At 72.8% G+C, this 20,144-nt stretch carries 16 protein-coding genes and 4 pseudogenes; 13 read left to right on the plus strand and 7 right to left on the minus strand.

The window, feature by feature from the left end; all coding sequences use genetic code 11:
* Positions 1-116: 116 nt before the first annotated feature.
* The 5 genes and pseudogenes from OG373_RS05170 to OG373_RS05190 form a co-directional block, all read left to right on the plus strand.
* On the plus strand, positions 117-524 hold the full coding sequence (locus tag OG373_RS05170; protein ID WP_405436206.1) for a YciI family protein: 408 nt from the start codon (positions 117-119) through the stop codon (positions 522-524).
* 8 nt (positions 525-532) lie between these two features.
* Positions 533-1,678, plus strand: a complete 1,146-nt coding sequence (locus OG373_RS05175; RefSeq protein ID WP_405443938.1) for an RNA polymerase sigma factor — start codon at positions 533-535, stop codon at positions 1,676-1,678.
* A 149-nt stretch (positions 1,679-1,827) separates the two neighbouring features.
* On the plus strand, positions 1,828-1,917 hold the full coding sequence (kdpF, locus tag OG373_RS05180; protein ID WP_405436208.1) for a K(+)-transporting ATPase subunit F: 90 nt from the start codon (positions 1,828-1,830) through the stop codon (positions 1,915-1,917).
* An 8-nt stretch (positions 1,918-1,925) separates the two neighbouring features.
* Positions 1,926-2,222: pseudogene (locus OG373_RS05185) on the plus strand (potassium-transporting ATPase subunit KdpA); the annotation flags it as partial.
* A gap of 39 nt (positions 2,223-2,261) precedes the next feature.
* Positions 2,262-2,606: pseudogene (locus OG373_RS05190) on the plus strand (potassium-transporting ATPase subunit C); the annotation flags it as partial.
* Here the strand turns inward: OG373_RS05190 and OG373_RS05195 are convergent.
* Positions 2,512-2,976, minus strand: coding sequence for a DUF2809 domain-containing protein (locus tag OG373_RS05195; protein ID WP_405436210.1), 465 nt, complete (start codon positions 2,974-2,976; stop codon positions 2,512-2,514). The pseudogene OG373_RS05190 and the gene OG373_RS05195 sit on opposite strands and share 95 nt — an antisense overlap.
* A 30-nt stretch (positions 2,977-3,006) precedes the next feature.
* A complete protein-coding gene (locus tag OG373_RS05200; protein ID WP_405436211.1) occupies positions 3,007-4,071 on the minus strand; it encodes an alkene reductase in 1,065 nt (354 codons plus the stop codon).
* 158 nt (positions 4,072-4,229) lie between these two features.
* Between OG373_RS05200 and OG373_RS05205 the strand changes: the two genes are divergently transcribed.
* A complete protein-coding gene (locus OG373_RS05205; RefSeq protein ID WP_405443939.1) occupies positions 4,230-4,763 on the plus strand; it encodes a MarR family winged helix-turn-helix transcriptional regulator in 534 nt (177 codons plus the stop codon).
* Here the strand turns inward: OG373_RS05205 and OG373_RS05210 are convergent.
* Positions 4,752-5,660, minus strand: a pseudogene (locus OG373_RS05210) (phosphopyruvate hydratase); the annotation flags it as partial. The gene OG373_RS05205 and the pseudogene OG373_RS05210 sit on opposite strands and share 12 nt — an antisense overlap.
* Here OG373_RS05210 and OG373_RS05215 point away from each other — a divergent pair.
* The 6 genes and pseudogenes from OG373_RS05215 to OG373_RS05240 all read left to right on the plus strand — a co-directional run.
* Positions 5,656-5,775 (plus strand): annotated as a pseudogene (locus OG373_RS05215) (MarR family transcriptional regulator); the annotation flags it as partial. The pseudogenes OG373_RS05210 and OG373_RS05215 overlap by 5 nt on opposite strands.
* A 110-nt stretch (positions 5,776-5,885) precedes the next feature.
* Entirely contained in the window at positions 5,886-6,227 is a 342-nt protein-coding gene (locus tag OG373_RS05220; RefSeq protein ID WP_405436213.1) for a three-helix bundle dimerization domain-containing protein, read from the plus strand.
* Entirely contained in the window at positions 6,227-7,252 is a 1,026-nt protein-coding gene (locus OG373_RS05225; RefSeq protein ID WP_405436215.1) for a polyphosphate kinase 2 family protein, read from the plus strand. The genes OG373_RS05220 and OG373_RS05225 overlap by 1 nt, the downstream gene beginning before the upstream one ends.
* Before the next feature lie 63 nt (positions 7,253-7,315).
* Positions 7,316-10,036, plus strand: coding sequence for a cation-translocating P-type ATPase (locus OG373_RS05230; RefSeq protein WP_405436217.1), 2,721 nt, complete (start codon positions 7,316-7,318; stop codon positions 10,034-10,036).
* A gap of 25 nt (positions 10,037-10,061) precedes the next feature.
* Positions 10,062-11,825, plus strand: a complete 1,764-nt coding sequence (locus tag OG373_RS05235; RefSeq protein WP_405443941.1) for a SulP family inorganic anion transporter — start codon at positions 10,062-10,064, stop codon at positions 11,823-11,825.
* A 69-nt stretch (positions 11,826-11,894) separates the two neighbouring features.
* Positions 11,895-13,574 carry an alpha/beta hydrolase gene (locus OG373_RS05240; RefSeq protein WP_405436219.1) on the plus strand — a complete coding sequence of 560 codons (1,680 nt, stop codon included), beginning with the start codon at positions 11,895-11,897 and terminating at the stop codon, positions 13,572-13,574.
* Positions 13,575-13,598: 24 nt separating this feature from the next.
* On the opposite strand, the gene OG373_RS05245 is transcribed toward OG373_RS05240, so the two are convergent.
* The 4 genes from OG373_RS05245 to OG373_RS05260 form a co-directional block, all read right to left on the minus strand.
* Entirely contained in the window at positions 13,599-14,354 is a 756-nt protein-coding gene (locus OG373_RS05245) for a CPBP family intramembrane glutamic endopeptidase (RefSeq protein WP_405436221.1), read from the minus strand.
* Between the two features lie 112 nt (positions 14,355-14,466).
* A complete protein-coding gene (locus tag OG373_RS05250; protein WP_405436222.1) occupies positions 14,467-15,672 on the minus strand; it encodes an NAD(P)/FAD-dependent oxidoreductase in 1,206 nt (401 codons plus the stop codon).
* Entirely contained in the window at positions 15,669-17,114 is a 1,446-nt protein-coding gene (locus OG373_RS05255) for an FAD-dependent oxidoreductase (protein ID WP_405436224.1), read from the minus strand. The genes OG373_RS05250 and OG373_RS05255 overlap by 4 nt, the downstream gene beginning before the upstream one ends.
* Positions 17,111-18,550: an FGGY family carbohydrate kinase gene (locus tag OG373_RS05260; RefSeq protein ID WP_405443943.1), complete on the minus strand. Its 1,440-nt coding sequence runs from the start codon at positions 18,548-18,550 to the stop codon at positions 17,111-17,113. The genes OG373_RS05255 and OG373_RS05260 overlap by 4 nt, the downstream gene beginning before the upstream one ends.
* Positions 18,551-18,970: 420 nt before the next feature.
* On the opposite strand from OG373_RS05260, the gene OG373_RS05265 reads away from it, so the two are divergent.
* Positions 18,971-19,951, plus strand: coding sequence for a hypothetical protein (locus tag OG373_RS05265; protein ID WP_405436226.1), 981 nt, complete (start codon positions 18,971-18,973; stop codon positions 19,949-19,951).
* Positions 19,952-20,144: the final 193 nt, after the last annotated feature.

Consider the following 20,144-nt stretch of genomic DNA (forward strand, 5'->3'; position numbering starts at 1 on the left):
TTTCGGATCTTCCTCGAAAAAACTTCGGACGGGGATGTCGAGAACCCGTGGCCGGCTTCGTCCCCGGGGTGAAGGCCACCACAATGGTGGTCGCACCAGTACCGAGGAGAACCATCATGGCCAAGTACCTGATGCTCAAGCACTACCGCGGCGCCCCGGCTTCGGTCAACGACGTGCCGATGGAGAAGTGGACGCCCGAGGAGATCTCGGCCCACGTGCAGTACATGAACGACTTCGCGGCCAGGCTCGAAGAGACCGGCGAGTACGTCGACAGCCAGGCCCTCGCCCCGGAAGGGACCTTCGTCCGGTACGACGGCGAGGGCCGCCCGCCGGTCACCGACGGCCCGTTCGCGGAGACAAAGGACCTGATCGCCGGCTGGATGGTGATCGACGTGGACAGCTACGAGCGCGCAGTCGAGCTGGCCGGAGAGCTCTCGGCCGCGCCGGGCGCGGGCGGGAAGCCGATCCACGAGTGGCTCGAGCTGCGTCCGTTCCTGGGATCGCATCCCACCATCACCGAGTGACCTCGGCCATGGACGAGGCACTGCTCCGGAGCCTCACGCCCGGCGTCCTCGCCGTCCTCGTCCGCCGCGGAGCCGACTTCGCGGCGGCCGAGGACGCCGTGCAGGAAGCGCTGATCGAAGCGGTCCGGAGCCGACCCGCCGACCCGCCGCGGGATCCGAAGGGCTGGCTGGTCACCGTGGCCTGGCGCAAGTTCCTCGACGCGACCCGGTCGGACAGCGCCCGGCGCCGGCGCGAGGACCTCGCCGAGGAGGAGCCGCCGCCCGGGCCCGCGCCCGCGGTGGACGACACCCTCCAGCTCTACTTCCTGTGCGCCCACCCGTCGCTGACGCCGTCGTCGGCGGTCGCGCTCACGCTGCGCGCCGTCGGCGGGCTCACCACCCGTCAGATCGCCCGGGCCTACCTGGTGCCCGAGGCGACCATGGCGCAGCGCATCAGCCGGGCCAAGCGCACGGTCTCCGGCGTGCGGTTCGACCGGCCCGGTGATGTGGCCACCGTGCTGCGCGTCCTCTACCTGGTCTTCAACGAGGGCTACTCCGGCGATGTCGACCTCGCCGCCGAGGCCATCCGGCTCACCCGGCAGCTCGCGGCCTCGATCGACCACCCCGAGGTGGCGGGGCTGCTCGCGCTGATGCTCCTCCACCACGCCCGGCGGGCCTCCCGGACGGCGCCCGACGGCAGCCTGGTGCCGCTCGCCGAGCAGGACCGCGGCCGCTGGGACACCACGTCGATCGCCGAGGGAATCGGGATCCTGCAGATGGCCCTCGCCCGCGACCGGCTGGGCGAGTTCCAGGCCCAGGCCGCCATCGCGGCGCTCCACGCCGACGCGCCCACCGCCGAGCAGACCGACTGGGTGCAGATCGTCGAGTGGTACGACGAGCTCGCCCGGCTGACGGACAGCCCGGTCGTCCGGCTCAACCGGGCGGTGGCCGTCGGTGAGGCCGACGGCCCGCGCGCCGGGCTGGCCGCGCTCGCGGCGCTGGACGACTCCGTGCCGCGCCACGCCGCGGTGGCGGCGTACCTCCACGAGCGCGACGGCGACCCGGCGACGGCGGCACTGCTGTACGCCGAGGCGGCCCGGAGGGCCCCCAACCTGGCCGAACGCGATCACCTGACGCGCCAGGCCGCCCGCCTCAACGCCCTCCTGTCCCACTGACGGGTAGCACGCGCGAGCCCCTCAGGGAGTGCGTCAAAGGGTCTTGAGGCCCGGCCGGACCCGCGGTTTGCTCATCTTCGGCCACACGGCCGATTCCATCTCGTCATCTTCGCACTGGTGGCTCTCATCGCCCGAGGGGTGGCCAAGCTGTGAACGTCGAAAACATCGTCGGTCTCGCGGTCGCCGTTTCCCTGCTCGGATATCTCATCCTCGCCCTCGTGTACCCGGAGATGTTCTGAGCACCGCTATGAGCCCCGAAATCGCTGGTGTGCTCCAGCTCCTCGCACTGATCGCCGCGCTCGCGCCGGCCTACCGTCCACCGGGCGACCACATGGCCCGGGTCCACTCCTCCGAGAAGCACTACAGGCCGGAGAAGCGGATCTACAGGGCCATCGGAGCCAACCCGTCGGCGGAGATGCGCTGGCCCGCCTACTTGCGCGGCGTCCTCGCCTTCTCGGCGGTGAGCGTCCTGTTCCTCTACGCCCTCCAGCGGGCCCAGGGCATCCTGCCCGGCTCGCTCGGCTTCGCCTCGATCGACCCGGAGCTGGTCGAGCTGGTCGAGGACGCCAAGGCCGCGGTCATCGCGGACAACACCACGGCCGGCCACACGGTGCGGCCGCAGGACGTCCCGGCCGACGCCGCCACCTCCTCCGGCTCCGGCCTCGACCCGAACATCTCCACGGCCTACGCCGAGCTCCAGGTCCACCGGGTCGCCGAGCAGAACGGCCTCGACGTCCAGCAGGTCGAGAAGCTGGTGCAGCAGCACACCGAGGGCCGCACGCTCGGCTTCATGGGAGAGCCCCGCGTCAACGTCCTCCGGCTGAACACCGACCTCAAGGCGCCGGCCAGGAGCGCGAGGCCGGAGCCGGCGGGACGAGTGTCCCGCCGGCCGGCTCTTCACGCGCTCCTGACGGGCGCAGCGCCGTGAGGAGGAGCCAGCCGACCGCCGCGCCGGCCACGTACCAGAACAGGTCGGGCGCGTTGAAGGTGGACCCGAGCACCAGGCGGGCAGCGGTGCTGTGCCGGGAGAGGTCTGCCGGCAGGGCGGTGAGCTGGAGGAACTCGACGGCCCAGCTGGCGGCCAGCGCGGTCGCGGCCGCCCGCAGGGGCGTCAGCCGGGGCGCGACGAGAACGACGAGGGTCAGCAGCAGGACGGTGTACAGCGCGTCCCCGCCGTACTTCGCCACGTTCCCCGTGGCCACGGACCGCAGTCCCAGCCCCGCGCCCACGGTCACCAGCGCGGCCGCGGCCGCCGCGAGGCGGGCTGCGCTGTCACGGCTTCCCGGTATGAGCTTCACGGGGTCATCCTGCCGGAGCCCCGGGACGGCTCAGCGCGTCGGGTAGTCGGTGTAGCCGCGGGCGTCGCCCCCGAAGAAGGTGGTGGGGTCCGGGGTGTTGTACGGGCCCTCGGTGCGCAGGCGATCGGGCAGGTCGGGGTTGGCCAGGAAGAGCGCGCCGAAGGCGAGGAGGTCGGCGACGCCGTCCTCGATCAGGGTGAGGGCGCGGTGGTCGGTGGGGCCTTCGGTGGCCGGGTTCAGGACGAACGGTCCGGAGAACTGCTTGCGCAGGGCGAGGGTGGCCTCGCGTGCCTCGGGGCCGTACTCCAGGACGTGCAGGTAGGCCAGGCCGAGTCCGTCGATCTCCTTGACCAGCGCCTCGTAGGCGGCCTGCGGGTCGGGCTCGGAGATGTCGTTGTACGGGTTGCCGGGCGAGACGCGCAGCGCGGTGCGCTCGGCGCCGATCGCGGCGGCCACGGCCTTGACCGCCTCCACGGCGAAGCGGATCCGGTTCTCCACCGGGCCGCCCCATTCGTCGGTGCGCAGGTTCGAGCCGGGGGCCAGGAACTGGTGGATCAGGTAGCCGTTGGCGCCGTGCAGCTCGACCCCGTCGAAGCCGGCCTCCACGGCGTTGCGGGCGGCCTCCGCGAAGTCGGCGACGGTCTGCCGTACCTCGGCGCCGGTCAGTTCGTGGGGTGTCACGAAGTCCTTCATGCCCTCGCCGGTGAAGAGCTGCCCCTGGGCGGCCACCGCGGACGGGGCCACGGGGACGAGGCCGTCGGGCAGCAGCGTCGGGTGGCCGATGCGGCCGGAGTGCATCAGCTGGGCGAAGATCCGGCCGCCTGCCGCGTGCACCGAGTCGGTGACCTCGCGCCAGGCCGCGACCTGCTCGGTGTTGTGCAGGCCGGGGGTGAAGGGGTAGCCCTGTCCGACGACGGAGGGCTGGATCCCCTCACTGATGATCAGACCGGCGGATGCGCGCTGGGTGTAGTACTCGGCGACGAGGCCGGTCGCGACGCCGCCCGCTCCCGCGCGGCTGCGGGTCATCGGGGCCAGGGCGATCCGGTTGGAGAGGGCGGCGCCGGCGACGTGAACCGGTTCGAAAGCGCTGGTCATTTTTGCCTCACATTGATAGTTGGCCGGCCAATGATTGGCTCCGGACAGCAGCGTACCTCATTACTTGGCCGACCAAAGTAAAATGTGGGCGGTAGGTAGAATCACGTCGAGAACCCCCTCCGGACCTGCCGGACGGACCGACCAGGAGGAGCACCCCCATGACCGCGGAATCCGTACAGGAGCCGCGCGCCGTCTCGCAGTGCGCGGCGGCGCCCAGCGCGGTGCTGGACGGGCCGGTGAGTCATGCGATCAGTCGGGTCGCCCGACTCCACCGGATCGCCGCGGGCCGGGTCCTGCGGGACCTGGGGCTGCACCCGGGGCAGGAGTTCCTGATGATGCACCTCTGGGACAGCGGGGCCGTGCGCCAGTCCGAACTGATCAAGGCGGTCGGTCTCGACCCGTCGACGGTGACCAAGATGCTCCAGCGCCTGGAGCAGTCCGGCCACGTGCGACGCCGCCCGGACCCCGCGGACCGGCGGGCCTCGCTGGTCGAGGCGACGGATGCCAGCTGCGGGCTGCTGGTCGAGGTCCGCAGGGCTTGGGGCGAGCTGGAACGCCAGACCCTGGACGGCCTCGACGCCGCCGAACGCACCGAGCTGACCCGCCTGCTGGGCAAGGTCGAAGCCGCCCTGTGCACGGAGGTCATCCGAGGCGGCGCCGCGGAGTGCGACACCGCCGCCACGGCGGAGTGATCGGCGGGACTCCCGCCGCGCGGATGCGCCCAGCTCCTCTTCGATCCTGATGAGCTGGTTGTACTTCGCCGTACGGTCGGACCGGGACAGCGAGCCCGTCTTGATCTGGCCGCAGCCCGTCGCCACCGCCAGGTCCGCGATCGCGGTGTCCTCCGTCTCGCCGGAACGGTGCGACATGACGACGGTCCAGCCGGCGCGGTGCGCGGTGGCGACCGTGGCGAGGGCCTCGGTCAGGGTGCCGATCTGGTTGACCTTGACCAGGACGGAGTTGCCGACACCGGTACGAATGCCCTCGCGCAGCAGATTCTCGTTGGTGCAGAACGCGTCGTCGCCGGTGAGCTGGCAGCGGTCACCGACGCGGGCGGTGAGCTCCCGCCGGCCGTCGAGGTCGTCCTCGGCCATCGGGTCCTCGATGGAGACGACCGGGTACGCGTCGATCAGCTTGGCCAGGTAGTCGGCGTGTTCGGTGGGGGTGCGGCGCACCCCCTCACCCGCATACACGTACATGCCGTCCCGGAAGAACTCCGAGGATGCCGGGTCCATGACCAGGCCGATGTCCGTGCCGGGCCGGTAGCCGGTGCGCTCGACGGCCGCGATGACGAAGTCGAGTGCCTCCTCGGCGGTACGGAGTGCGGGCGCGAAGCCGCCCTCGTCACCGACGCCCGTGGCATGCCCGGCGGCCAGCAGATCGCGACGGAGCGTATGGAAGACCTCGGAACCCATCCGGACGGCTTCCGCGAAGGTCTGCGCACCGATCGGCGCGATCATGAACTCCTGGAAGTCCAGCGGGCTGTCGGCGTGGGCGCCGCCGTTGACGATGTTCATCATCGGCAGCGGGAGAAGGCGGGCGTCGGCGCCGCCGAGGTAGCGGTAGAGCGGCTGGCGGTGGGCCGCCGAGCGCGGGCGCCGTGCGGGCTGGCTCGCCCAGGCCATCGAGCTGGAGCTCACCGCCGAGGAGCGCGAGGTGCTGGCGCGCAGCGCCGCCCTCATGGAGCGGCTCGCCGCACGCTGAGTACACATTCGCTGCGACAGAGGGCGATCTTGTCGGGTTGAGCAGAGAATGACCACGAGACACATCCGTTGGCGGGAATGTGCGGATCGACGGTCCGAAGGTCGTGGGACATGCCATCTGAAGCGCTCCAGGGCGGCGCGGAACGGGCCGGTACCGGCCTTGCCCTCGACGACCCCGGAGCACCGGTGCCGGCACCGGCACCGGCCGAGGTGCAGCCCACGCCCGAGGAACTCGCGTCCGTCCGGGACACGGTCCTGCGGCTGAGGACGGCCTACCCCGCGGCCGACCAGGCCGCCGTAGAGGCGGCGGTCAAGGCCGCCTACGACTTCTTCCGCGGGGCCCGGGTCAGGAACTACGTCCCGATCCTGGCCGAGCGCCGGTCCCGGAAGGCGCTCGCCGCCGCCTTCCGCGCCGTTCCCGGCCCGGCGTGCAATGGGGAGGCCGAGGGCTGATGGCGGACCACAGAGCCGAACGCATCGCTGACTTCATCGAGCCGCTGCGGGTACCACCGGGATCCAAGGTGCACCTGGCGCGGGACTTCGACCCCCGCTACAAGGCCGGCATGAAGAAGCGGGAGGGCGTCGAGCTGCTGCGGACCGGGGTGTCGCTGCTCGCCGAGTACCAGGAACGGCTGGCCGCCCAGGACACGTACGGCGTGGTGCTCTGCCTCCAGTCGCTGGACGCCGGCGGCAAGGACGGGACGATCCGCCACGTGATGAGCGGCGTCAACCCCCAGGGAGTCCGGGTCAGCAGCTTCAAAGTGCCGTCCGCCGAGGAGCTCGACCACGACTACCTGTGGCGTTACGCCCGGCGGCTGCCCTCGCGCGGCGAGATCGCCATCTTCAACCGCTCGCACTACGAGGAGGTCCTCGTCGTACGGGTGCACCCCGAGGTCCTCCTGCGCCAGAAACTGCCGGACCGCGCGCTCGGCGAGGGCCTCTGGGACCGCCGCTACCGCGAGATCAACCGCTGGGAGCGCTACCTCACGGACAACGGGTTCAAGGTGGTGAAGATCTTCCTGAACCTGTCCAAGGAGGAGCAGCGCACCCGCTTCCTGAAGCGGCTCGACCTGCCGGAGAAGAACTGGAAGTTCTCCGCCGCCGATGTCCGGGAGCGGCGCCGGTGGGACGACTACCAGGACGCCTTCTCCGACATGCTGTCGGCCACGAGTACGAAGTGGGCGCCCTGGTACGTCGTACCGGCGGACCGGAAGTGGTTCGCGCGCATCTCCGCGGCGGCGATCCTCGCGCACACCCTGATGGAGATCGATCCGCAGTTCCCCGAGGTGGCGGAGGAGGCGCGCAAGGACCTCCTCGTCGCGAAACGGGGCCTGGAGCGGGAGGCCCCCGCCGGGGCGCCGGCCGATCCGTACGCCGCCCGGCATCCGTCGGGGGCCCGGTCCGGCGGGCACGGGGACGAGGGCAGGGCCAGGGGCAGGGGGAGGCGCAGGGGCAGGGGCAGGAAGAAGCGTCGCTAGCGGCCCTCGGACTGCGCACGGCCGGCCCGGATGCGTCCGCGGCCCCGGATCGGAGGCACAACCATGACGGTGCGGTCGGATTCCCCGGCGGAACGGTCCCGGAATGCCGGGGCCGACTGGTACGCGCGCTCCCCCGAGGAGGTCGTGGCGGCGTTCGGTGTCGATCCCGCGGTCGGCCTGTCCGCCGCGCAGGCCGCCGAACTCCTGGCCGCGCACGGCCCGAACGCGCTGCCCGAGGAGCAGCGCACTCCCGCCTGGCGCCGGTTCCTCGCGCAGTACCGCAGTTACATGCAGCTCGTCCTCGTGGCCGCGGCGATCGTCTCGCTGGTCATCCAGGAGTGGACCACCGCGATCCTGCTGATCGTGCTGACCCTGCTGAACGCGGTCGTGGGTCTGCGCCAGGAGGGCAAGGCCGAGAGCGCCATGAACGCGCTGAAGTCGATGATGAAGGCGACGGCGCGGGTGCGCAGGGACGGCACGGAGGCCGAGATCCCCGCCGAACTGCTCGTCGCGGGAGATGTCGTGCTCATCTCCGCCGGGGACCAGGTGCCGGCCGACGGACGTCTCGTCGAGGCCAGCGCCCTGCAGATCGACGAGTCGGCGCTCACCGGCGAGAGCGTGCCCGCCGCGAAGGAGACCGGCGCGCTGGCGGGCAGCCGTCTCTCGCCCGGCGACCGGACCAACACGGCGTTCATGAACACCCCGGTCACCCACGGCAGCGGTGTCATGGTCGTCACCGCGACCGGTGCGGACACCGAGCTCGGCAAGATCTCCGGGATGCTGGCGGCCACCGAGAAGGAAGTGCCGCCGCTGACCAGGGAGCTCGACCGGCTGACCCTGTGGATCACGGCGGCGGCGGGCCTCACCATGGTCGTGATGTTCGCCCTGGGACGCCAGCGGGACCAGGCCTGGGACGTGCTGTTCGTCAGCGCCGTCTCGCTGGCCATCGCGGCGATCCCCGAGGCCCTGCCGACGGTGACCCAGGCGATCCTGTCCGTCGGGAGCCTGAACCTGGCGAAGCGGAACGCCATCGTGAAGGAGCTGCCGTCGGTGGAGACACTGGCGTTCACCTCGGCGATCAACTCGGACAAGACCGGCACCCTGACGATGAACCAGATGACCGCCGTGGAGGTGCTGAGCCCGACCGACCGGTACACGGTCTCGGGCACGGGCTACGGACTCGAGGGCAAGGTCCATCACGCCGCCGGGTCCGCCGCCGGGATCGAGGACGCGATCCTGCCCTATGTGGTGGCCAGTGACGCCAAGCTGGTGGACGGCGCGGTGGTGGGCGATCCCACCGAGGGCGCGCTGCTGGTGCTCGCGCACAAGGCCGGCCTGGACACCGATGCCACAAGGGACGCGCTGCCCCGGCTCGCCACCCTCCCGTTCGACCCCGAGTACAAGCTGATGGCCACCTTCCACTCGGCGGTCGACGCCTCCGGGCGGCCGGTCGTGCGCTGCTTCGTCAAGGGAGCGGGCCCGGCGGTCATGGCGCGGGCCGCCACCGCGCTCGCGGCGGGCGAGAGCGTCCCCTGGGACGCCGATCTGCTCCGCCGGGCGGAGGAGGAGAGCGAGCGGATGGGCGGCGAGGGGCGCCGGGTGATGGCCGCGGCCATGCGTGACCTGGACCCGGACGGCTTCGATCCGGACGGCGACCTGCTCGCGTACGTCACCGGGCTGCGGATGACCAGTCTCGTCGGCATGGTCGATCCGCCCCGTGAGGAGGCCCGGGCCGCGGTGGCCGACGCGCAGGCGGCACACATCCGGGTCCGCCTGGTGACCGGGGACGACGTCACGACCGGGGCGGCGATCGCCCGGCAGATCGGCATCCCCGGCGAGGCGGTGCTCGGCTCCGAGTTCGCCGCCATGAGCGAGGAGGAACAGCTCGCCCGCATCGAGGGGATCGGGGTGGTGGGGCGGGTCGCGCCGGAGCACAAGGTGCTGCTCGCGAACACGCTCAAGAAGAAGGGCGAGGTCGTGGCGATGACCGGGGACGGCGTCAACGACGCGCCCGCCATCAAGGCCGCCGACATCGGTATCGCCATGGGCAGTGGCACGGACGTGGCGAAGAACGCCGGTCGCATGATCCTCTCCGACGACAACTTCGCGACCATCGTCTACGCCGTGGAGCAGGGCCGGACGATCTACGACAACCTGACCAAGTACATCCGGTTCGTCCTGCTCCTGCTGGTCACCTTCGTGCTGACGTTCCTCGGGGCCACCGTCTTCAACATCGCCGCGGGCGAGCCCTTCACCCCGCCGCAGGTGCTGTGGATCCACTTCGTCGTCAACGCCTCGTTCGGCTTCGCGCTCGGCTTCGACCGCGAGAGCGCCGGACTCATGCGGCGCAGACCGCGGCCGCGCGGGGAATCGGTGCTGACGCGGCCCGTGCTGGTCACGGTCGGGCTGGGCGGACTGGCCATCACCGTCCTCCTGCTCGGGCTGATCCAGCTCGGCGAGAGCCGCTACGGGAGCACCGCGACGGGCCAGTCGATCGCCTTCACCGCCTTCTCGCTGTGCCTGATCGTCGCGGCGTTCGAGTGCCGCAGCGAGACGGATTCCGTGCTGACGACGTCGACCTTCGACAGCAAGCAGATGAACTGGGTCGCCCTGGCCCAGGTGGCGCTGTCCGTGCTGGTGACCCAGCTGGACGGCTTCCGGCGCATCCTCGGGACGACCGAGATCGACGCGCGGCAGTTCGGCTGGGCGCTGCTGGCCGCCCTCGCGCTGCTGCTCGTGTGGGAACTGGGCAAGCTCGTGGCCCGCCGGTCGAAGGCCGCCTGAGGAAGGCGGGTCCGTGACCAGGTCCGTGACCGGACAGGCGGACAGCCACGGGGTGCTCGCCCGCCTGCGCTCCGTGCCGGGGATCCGCGCGGTCTCGTCGTACCGGCGCGCATGGCTGTCCAAGGACCTGGTCGCGGGGGTCGTCCTGACCACGCTGCTGGTGCCGCAGGGAATGGCGTACGCCGAGCTGGCGGGCCTGCCGGCGATCACCGGCCTGTACACGACGATCCTCTGCCTGCTCGGATACGCGGTGTTCGGTCCGTCCCGGATCCTGGTGCTGGGCCCGGATTCCTCGCTCGGGCCGATGATCGCCGCGACCGTGCTGCCGCTCGTGGCGGCCGACGGGGACCCCGACCGGGCCGTCGCGCTGGCGTCGATGCTCGCGCTCATGGTGGCGGCCATCATGATCCTGGCCTCGGTGGCGAAGCTCGGCTTCATCGCCGACCTGATCTCCAAACCCACGATGATCGGCTACATGAACGGGCTGGCCCTGACCATTCTGGTCGGCCAGCTGCCCAAGCTGCTCGGCTTCAAGGTCGAGGCGGACAGCCTGATCGGCGAGTGCGTCGGCCTGGTGCAGCAACTCGCCGACGGGGCGACGGTGCCGGCCGCTGCCGCCGTGGGCCTCGGCGGGATCGCCCTGATCCTGGTCCTGCAGCGCTTCCTGCCGAAGATCCCGGCGGTGCTCGTGATGGTGGTCCTGGCGATCGCCGCGACCACCGTCCTCGACCTCGGCGCACACGGCGTCGGCCTGGTCGGCGTACTGCCCGAGGGTTTCCCGCCGTTCACGATCCCCGACGTACGGGCGGCCGACCTCGTGCCGCTGCTCGGCGGTGCGCTGGGCATCGCTCTGGTGTCCCTGGCCGACACGATCTCCAACGCGTCCGCCTTCGCGGCGCGTACGGGACAGGAGGTACGCGGCAACCAGGAGATGGCGGGCGTCGGCGCGGCCAACCTGGCGGCCGCGCTCTTCCAGGGCTTCCCCGTCAGCACCAGCGGGTCCCGGACGGCGGTGGCGGAGCGGGCGGGGGCCAGGAGCCAGCTCACCGGCGTCGTCGGAGCGGCGCTCATCGTCCTCATGCTCGTGCTGGCGCCGGGCCTGTTCCGCAACCTCCCCCAGCCGGCCCTGGCCGCCGTGGTCATCACCGCGTCGCTGTCGCTGGCCGACATCCCGGGGGCCGTGCGGCTGTGGCGCCAGCGCCGGGCGGAGTTCCTGCTGTGCTTCGCGGCCTTCGCCGGCGTGGCCCTGCTCGGTGTGCTGCCCGGGATCGCCATCGCCGTGGCCCTGTCGGTCCTCAACGTCTTCCGGCGCGCCTGGTGGCCGTACGCCACCGTGCTCGGACGGGTGCCGGGCCTGGAGGGCTACCACGACGTCAGTTCGTACCCGCGGGCCGACCGGCTGCCGGGCCTGGTGATCTACCGGTTCGACGCACCGCTCTTCTTCGCCAACGCCAAGACCTTCCGGGACCAGGTCCGCCGGCTGGCGGCCGCCGATCCGCGGCCGAGCTGGATCGTGGTCGCCGCCGAGCCGATGACCGATGTGGACACCACCGCCGCCGACATCCTGGAGGAGCTCGACGAGGCGCTCAACGCGAAGGACGTGCACCTCGTGTTCGCCGAGCTCAAGGACCCCGTGCGGCACAAGATCGAGCGGTACGAACTCACCCGGACCATCGATCCCCGGCACTTCTTCCCCACCGTGGAGGCCGCCGTCGCCGCGTTCCGGCTGCGCACCGGAGCGCAGTGGACCCCTCCCGCTCCGTCCGAACGGCCCCCCGGCGAGGGGTGAACGGCCGGGGCCGCCGGCTCCGGATGGCAGGAGGGACCGGGCGGGGGGACGATGTCCACGGAGGTCGCCATGACCGATGACCAGCCGGTTCCTTCCTCGGACGGACCGGCTCCGCGCACGTACCGTTGGTTGCCCCGCCTGACGCTGCCCGGCTGTTGGGGCGCGCTCCTGCTGGCGTGCCTGTCCTTCACCCCGTCACTGCTCCCCCGTGGCGGCGTACTCCAGGGTCTGGTGTGCGGCATCAGCGCGGCCATCGGCTACGGGCTGGGCCTGGTCGCCGCCTTCGTGTGGCGCGCCTTCGCCGACCGGGACGCGCGTACGCCCTCGCGCCGGTCCTGGCCGGTCCTGGCGGTCGGCGCGGTCGTGCTCTTCGGCGTCGCCTTCGGGCTCGGCCAGTACTGGCAGCACGAGATCCGCCGACTCATGGGGGTCACCGACCACAACGTCCTCACCGTTGTCGCCTGCCCGTTCGTCGCGGCTCTCGTCTTCCTGCTCCTGCTCATGGCCGGGCGGGGACTACGGGCCCTTTACCACTGGGCCGCCGACCTGCTCGGGCGCTGGATCGGCCGGCGGGCGGCACGGGTGGTCGGCTGGATTCTGGTGGTGGGGCTGGCGTGGGCCGCGTTCTCCGGGCTGCTGCTGTCCGGCTTCGTGAACGCCGCCAACGAGGCCTTCTCGCTGCGTGACACCGAAACCCCGGAAGGCGTGCACCAGCCCACGTCGTCCCTGCGTTCGGGCGGGCCCGGCTCGCTGGTGCCCTGGGACTCGCTGGGCAGGGAGGGCCGGGCGTTCACCGGCAAGGGACCGACGGCCCAGGAGATCGGCGCGTTCACCCACCGCACGGCGCAGGAGCCCGTCCGGGCCTACGCCGGACTGGAGACCTCCGACAGCACGGAGACCCGGGCGGAGCGGGCCGTCGCGGACCTCGAACGGGCGGGCGGCTTCGAGCGCGAGAACCTGCTCGTGATGACCACCACGGGCAGCGGCTGGGTGGATCCCGCCGCCGTGGACTCGTTCGAGTACCTCGGCAATGGCGACTCCGCCAGCGTGGCGATCCAGTACTCGTACCTGCCCTCGTGGATGTCGTACCTCGTCGACCAGTCCAAGGCGCGCGAGGCCGGCCGCGACCTCTTCGACGCGGTCTACGACAAGTGGTCCAAGCTGCCGCAGGACCGGCGCCCGCGGCTGTTCGTGGCGGGTGAGAGCCTGGGGTCGTTCGGCGGCGAGACGGCCTTCAGCGGGGAGTACGACCTGCGCAACCGCACCGCCGGCACGCTGTTCGCCGGCCCGCCCAACTTCAACACCCTGTTCCGCGAGTTCAGCGACGACCGCGACCCGGGCAGTCCCGAGATCGAGCCCGTCTTCCGGGACGGCCGGACCGTGCGGTTCACCGACGATCCGGCCGCCGGGATGCCTCCGGCGGACCGGCCGTGGGACGGCACGCGGGTCCTCTACCTCATGCACCCGTCCGACCCGATCGTCTGGTGGAGCCCGCGACTGGCCCTGTCCGAGCCCGACTGGATCGGGGAGGCGCCCGGCTCGGACGTGCTCGGCGCGATGGTGTGGATCCCGTTCGTGACCTTCTGGCAGGTCACCGCCGACCTGCCGTTCTCCACGGGTGTGCCGGACGGCCACGGTCACACGTACAAGGCCGCGTACGTCGATGCGTGGAACGCCGTGATGCGGCCCGACGGGTTCACGGCGCAGGACCTGGACCGGCTGAGGAACATCGTCTCGCCGCCGCAGTGAGCGCGGGCGGCCGGCGCAGTTCGGTCAGCGGAGCAGGAAGCCGAAGAGGTAGCCGAGCGCATTGACCGCCCAGTGCAGGCCGATCGGAGCCAGCAGGCTGTCGCTGCGGCGGCGCAGTTCGCAGAACAGGACGCCCGCTGCCGTCGTGAACAGCACGGCACCCAGCACCGCCAGAACGGCTCCGAGCGCCGACTGGCCGACGACCGTGCCCACGGCCGGCTTCGCGGTCGCCAGATGCAGCGACGGGAGCACGTGCCACAGCCCGAACAGCAGGCTCGACACGACGGTCGCCCACACCGCCCCGCGGGCGCGGCGCACCAGACCGTAGAGCACGCCGCGGAAGGCGATCTCCTCCACCAGAACCGTGCCGAGGGGCACCAGTACGATGGCGCGCAGCAGCACCTCGCCCCCGTCCATCCCGGCGTACCGCTGGTCCTCGAACAGCCCCCGGGTGGCCGGCAGCAGGGCCCCGGCCAGGTAGACGACACCGACCAGGCCGATCAGGGCCAGCGCCCACCGGGCACCGCGGGCGTACGTGCCGGGAGCCAGGCCGGCGTCCGCGAGGGTCCCGCCCGCCGCGCGGAGCACACCGAGCAGCAGGCCGCTGACGACGAGGGCCGTCAGTACGCCCCACAGGCCCGACCACAGGTGCACGGCCACATTGGCGGCGGCGAGGACGCCCACCGTGACCCCCACGGCCGTCCACGTACCGAGCGGTCGTCGCAGGAGCTGAGGCCGTCGGCTTCGGCGCCCGGCGTCGTCGGGGGTGCTGCGGCGCATCGGCAACCCACCTCGGTCCCGGTGATCGGTTCCGGTGATCGGTACCGGGACACCACCCATCATCGGCCCCCGTGGCCGTCGCCGCGTGGTGGGCGCACCGGGCGGGCCGCCGTCAGCCGAGGCCCAGCACGACCGGACCGCCCGCCCGATCGACCCGGTACGTCCATCCCGGTGCGAGCCGCAGCGACCGCGACGGCGACACCCGGCCCGGGTGGCGCCGTCTCCACAGCAGCCGGCCGTCCTGGGCGGCCGTCACCACCGGGTTGGTCAGCGGCTCCCCGGACCGCAGCAGCAGCGGCCGCCCCGCGAGGTCCGTGGGGCACGTGAGGCGGTTCGGGGCCACCCACAGCAGCGGGGCCCGGACGGTCAGCGGCGGACCGGGCTCCGGCCACGGCGCACCCGAGAGGTGGTCCAGGACCGGGACCGCGGCGGCGGCGCCCGCCGCCGCGGCCGCGGCGGCGGGCTCGACGCCGTGCAGGGCGTTGCCGACCGCGAAGACCCCCGGCACCGACGCACGGAAGGACGCGTCGACGGAGGGACCGCGCGTCCCCGGGTCCAGGGCGACGCCGCCGCGGCGCGCCAGCTCGTGGTCCGGGATCCAGTCGCCGGTGAAGACGACCGTGTCGCAGGCGAGGACCCCCGAGCGGCCGTCCTCGTGGCGCACGGCCACGCCCGACAGGCGGCCCCGGCCGCGCAGTTCGCCCACCGTCGTGGCCGTGAGCAGCGGGACTCCCGGCACGGCGGCGCCGCGGGAGCGCTCCGTGACCACGGCCACCACCTCGGCACCCGCCCGGCGCAGGGTGCGTACGGCGTGGCGGGCCACCGGCTCGGCGCCCACCACCACCGCCCGTCGGCCGACGTCCTGGCCGTAGAGGTGCACCGCCTGCTGGAGCTCCCCGGTGGTCATCACACCGGCCGGGCGGGAGCCCGGCACCAGCCGGGCGCTGCGGGGGCGCTCCCGGGCGCCCGTGGCGAGGACGACGGCCCGGGCCGTGATCCGCTCCGGGCCCGCCGGGCTCGTGGTCTCCAGGGACAGCGGGCCCGCCCAGCCGGTGGCGGTGACACCGGTACGGACGGTGGCCCCGGCCTCGACCGCCGCCCGCACGGCCCGCCGTGCGTATGCCGGTCCCGTGAGCCAGGGGCGTACGGGGCCCCCGAAGCCTCCGTGGTGGCAGTGCCGGGGCACCCCGCCCGCGTCCTCCTCGCGCTCCAGGACCTCCACGTGGCCCGCGCCCGCGGTGGCGAGGCGGGCGGCCAGGGCCAGCCCGGCGGGGCCGGCGCCGACGACGAGGACGTCGACCGTGCGGTCGCGGTTCACCTGCGGGCCTCCTCGAACAGCGCACGGACGGCGGGCCCGCAGTGGAAGCCCTGGCAGCGGCCGCCCCGTGCGCGGGTGCGCCGCCGCAGGCCGTCGAGCGAGCCGGGCGGTACGGTCTGGGCCAGCGCGTCGCGGATCTCCCCGCGGGTCACGCGCTCGCAGTGGCAGACGATCCGGCCGTACTCCGGGTCCCGCGCGATCAACTCCGCGTCGCGGTACGGCCGGGGGAACGCCTCGCCCAGGTTCGGCATCCGGACCGGCTCCAGGTCCCGCGCGCCCGCCACCGGCAGACCGCCGTCGGCGAGCAGTTCCACCACGTGGGCGGCGATCGCCATCGAGGCCGTCAGGCCCGTCGAGCGGATCCCGCCCACGGTGACGTACCGCTGCGCGGGGTGGGCCCGGATCGCGTAGTCGTCGTCGCCGGTGGCGGCCCGCAGGCCGGCGTAGACGGCGGTGACCTCCTCGTCCAGGAGGGCCGGCAGGATCCGCCGGCCCTTCTCCCGCAGCAGCGCGAGCCCTTCGGCGGTCGATCCGGTGTCCGTCTTGTCGTCGAGGTCCTCGGCGGTCGGACCGAGCATGACGTTCCCGTACACCGTCGGCGCCACGAGGACCCCCTTCCCGAGGGCGCCCGGTACCGGGAGCAGGATGTGCCGTACCAGGCCGCGGGCGAGCTCGTCGAAGACGATCAGCTGGCCGCGGCGGGGTGTCACGGTGAAGTCCGCGTGACCGAGGAGCCGGTCGATCTCGTCGGCGTACAGGCCGGCCGCGTTGACCAGGTGCCGGGTGCGCAGCGGGCCCCGGCTCGTGGCCAGGGTGTGCACGTCGCCCGGGGTGATGTGGTGCACACGGCAGCCGAGGTGGAGGGCGACACCGGCGCGCACGGCCTGCGTCGCGTACGCGAGGGTGGTCGTCCAGGGGCAGATGACGGACTCGCCCGGTACGTCGAGCGCGCCCAGCACACCGGGCCCGAGCTCCGGCTCGCGGGCCCGGACCTCCTCGGCCGGGGCGATGCGTGCCGCGCGGTACCCGTTACGGACGGCCTTGTCGGCGAGGCCGGGCAGCGCGGCCCGCTGCTCCTCGTCCCAGGCGACGAGGAGCGCCCCGAGCGGCTCCACCGGGATGCCGCTCTCGGCGGCGTACGCGGAGAGCAGCCGGTGTCCCTCCCGGACGAGCCGGGACTCCAGGGTGCCGGGCACCGCGTCGAAACCGGTGTGCAGGATGGCGGTGTTGGCCTTCGAGGTGCCGTTGCCGACGTCGTCGGACGCGTCGACCAGGGCGATCCGCAGGGGCAGCCGGGCCAGTTCGCGGGCAATCGCCGAGCCCACCACGCCGGCGCCGACGACCGTGACGTCGTACTCCCCGCCGGGCAGGGCGCCGCCGGTGGTGACGGTGGTGGTTGCGGCGGAGGTGGTCGCGGCGGTGGTGACGGCGGTGACGCTCACGCCGGTGCTTCCGCGAGCAGCGCCGACACCGCCGCGCGGAACCGCGTACGGCGCCCGGCCGCGTCCGCCGGGTCGGCGCGCGGCTCGTAGACGGCGGACGGCTTCCACTGCGGGACGGCCTCGGAGAGGGTGAGCGAGGGGTCGAGTCCGAGCCGGGCGACGGCGGCAACGCCGAGCGCGGTGACGTCGGGCAGCGCCGACACCTCGACGGGGATCCCGAGCAGGTCGGCCTGGGCCTGCATGAGCAGCGCGGAGCGGGTCAGCCCGCCGTCGACGCGCAGGGCGGCGAGCGGGGCGCCGAGGTCGGCGGCGACGGCGTCCGCGAGTTCCGCCACCTGGGCGGCGACGCCGTCGCACAGGGCGCGCACCAGGTGCCCGGCGGTGGTGTCGAGGCCCAGACCGGTGACGGAGCCCCGCAGGTCGCCCCGCCACCACGGAGCGGCGAGCCCGGCGAGCGCCGGGACGAAGGTGACGCCACCCGCGTCCGGGACGCTCCCGCCCACGCTGTCGATGTCCGCGGCGCCGGAGATCACCCCGAGGTCGGTGAGCCAGCGCACGGCGGAGGCGGCCGTGTACACCTGCCCGTCGAGGCAGTAGCTGGTCCGGCCGGCGAGCCGCCAGGCGACGCAGCCGACCAGCCCGGAGGTACTGCGCAGGGGGCGCGGGCCGGTCTGCGCGAGCAGGAACGCGCCGGTGCCGTAGGTGCACTTGGCGGTGCCGGTCTCGGTGACGCTCTGGGCGAGCAGGGCGGCCTGCTGGTCGACGAGCAGTCCCGTCAGGGGCAGTTCGGGACCGAAGGCGGTGGTGGTGCCGACGTGGGTGTCCGCGTCGACGACCTCCGGCAGCCGTTCGCCCGTGAGGCCGTAGGCGTCGAGTGCCACGTCCGACCAGCGGGTGGTGTCGAGGTCGAGCAGCTGGGTGCGGCCGGCGGTCGCCGCGTCGGTGACGAAGGCGCCGGTGAGGCGGTGCACGAGCCACACGTCGCTGGTGGTCACGACGCCGCGCCTGGTCAGGTGGCGGCGTATCCAGGCCATCTTGGGGGCGGCGAAGTACGGATCGAGCGGGAGGCCGGTCGTCTCCCGCAATGCCGCTGCGTGCGGGGCCAGTTCGGTGCAGAGCTGTTCGGCGCGCCGGTCCTGCCAGACGATCGCGTCGGTCAGCGGCTCGCCGGTCGCCGGGTCCCAGGCGAGTACGGTCTCGCCCTGGTTGGCGAGGCCCACCGCCACCACGGGCTCGCCGGCCGCCGCCAGCGCGGCGCGTCCGGCGTCGACGACCGAGTTCAGCAGCTCGCCGGGGGCGACCTCGACGCGGCCGCCCGGCAGGTAGCGGGGCCGTACGGGGGCGGATCCGGAGCCGATGACCCCGCGTACCGGACAGACGACGAGCGCCTTGGTCCCCGAGGTACCTTGATCGACAGCGAGCACCGGGCCCGTCATCACCGCTCCGTCCCTGGTGTCACCGTGATCGAACATCGGTCGGAAGCCTTCACCAGCGGACGTCGCCCGTCAAGATCCGCCCGCGACAGTCCTGCGCCGGTTTCGCGCCACTGACGCATAATCACATCTCGCTCCTGGCTTGATACTTGCGTTCGAACAAGATTCTGGGTGCGAATGCTCACGATCGCTCTATAGTGATCGCCGATCAACGGGCAGCGACATCGACCGTGGGTCAACGGCGGGGGTTCGCCGAACAGTTCTCGCATGGTTCACGCATCCCTGGCACCGGGCAAGGCTGCAGCGCGGCGGCCGAGCACCGGATCGACCCACCCTCCATGCGATCCGAGGACTGATGATCAGGACCACCGCAGCACACGCCCGACCGGGCCGCCGTCGCCGCCCGTCGCCCGGGACGAGGTGATGGCGGGCAGCGATTTCCGGCCCGTCTACCATCCGGCCGGCCACGACAACGAGCTGCGTTCCGCCGCCCAGGACGTGCGCAGCGGGCGTTGGGTGTCGATGGCGCGCTTACTCGAACGCACCGACGGCTGGGGGCTGTGGACCCAGCGCACCCAGGTCCTCGCCGCCGTCTCCGCCGGATCCGACGTGGTCAAGGCCTGGCGGGCCGAGGAACCGAACAGCGTCGCCGCACTCGTGATGCACACGCGCGTCACCGTCGAGCGGGCCGTCCGCGCCCACCGGGCCGGACACCCCCGCACCGGTGAGCTGTGGCAGGAGGCCTGGGAAACCTGCCGGGAGGCCGCCGGCATCAGCCCCGCCGACCCCGTGCCCTGGGTCTGCCTGCTCGCCCTCGCCCTCCTCGACGACCACCGGCAGATGGCCGAGCACCGGATCGCGCCACCCGGCCCGATGCTGCCCCCGGGCCCCTGGGGCATCCTCGCGGAGGCCGACAAGCGCGACCCGCACAACCGCGAGGCGTACCACCGCATGCTCCAGTTCGTGTACGCGGGCACGCCCGGACCGCTCTCCGAGGCGGCCAACTTCGTGCACTGGGCGGCCGGTTCCGCACCCCCGGGATCTCCCCTGCACGTCCTGCCGCTGTACGTAAGGGTCGAGCGCTACCGGCGCGAACGGGGCCAGGAGCGGGCACTCGACCTGCACTGGGTCGCGGAGGACGCCGTCCGCGACGCCCTGCACGCGATGGACACCTGGTTCCACCACGCCGACCTGCCGCGCGCCTCCCCGCTCGATCTGAACCAGCTCGCCCATGCCCTGTGGGGAGCCCTCCAGTTCGAGGAGGCGGCCCGGGTCTTCGACACCATCGGGCCTTACTGGACCACCGTGCCATGGGCCCAGCGGACCCGTGACCCGGCCGACCGCGCCCTCGCCGAGGAGGTGTTCCTGCAGGCCAGGTCTCGCAGCCTGGCCGGCCGGAACTGACCCCCGCCTCCTTCCCCACGGCACGGCCCCGCTCGCTCCACCCACACCCCCAGGCTCCACCGTCCCCCGTGCTCCACAGACCCCCGGAGGTACCGCCGTGTCCAGAACCGAATGGGCAGCCCGCCCGGATCGCAAGGCCCCACCCCAGCAGGACGAGGAACAACGGCTCAGGGAACTCGGCTACCAGCCCGTG

The organism is Streptomyces avidinii, assembly GCF_045161815.1.
Lineage (GTDB): Bacteria > Actinomycetota > Actinomycetes > Streptomycetales > Streptomycetaceae > Streptomyces > Streptomyces avidinii.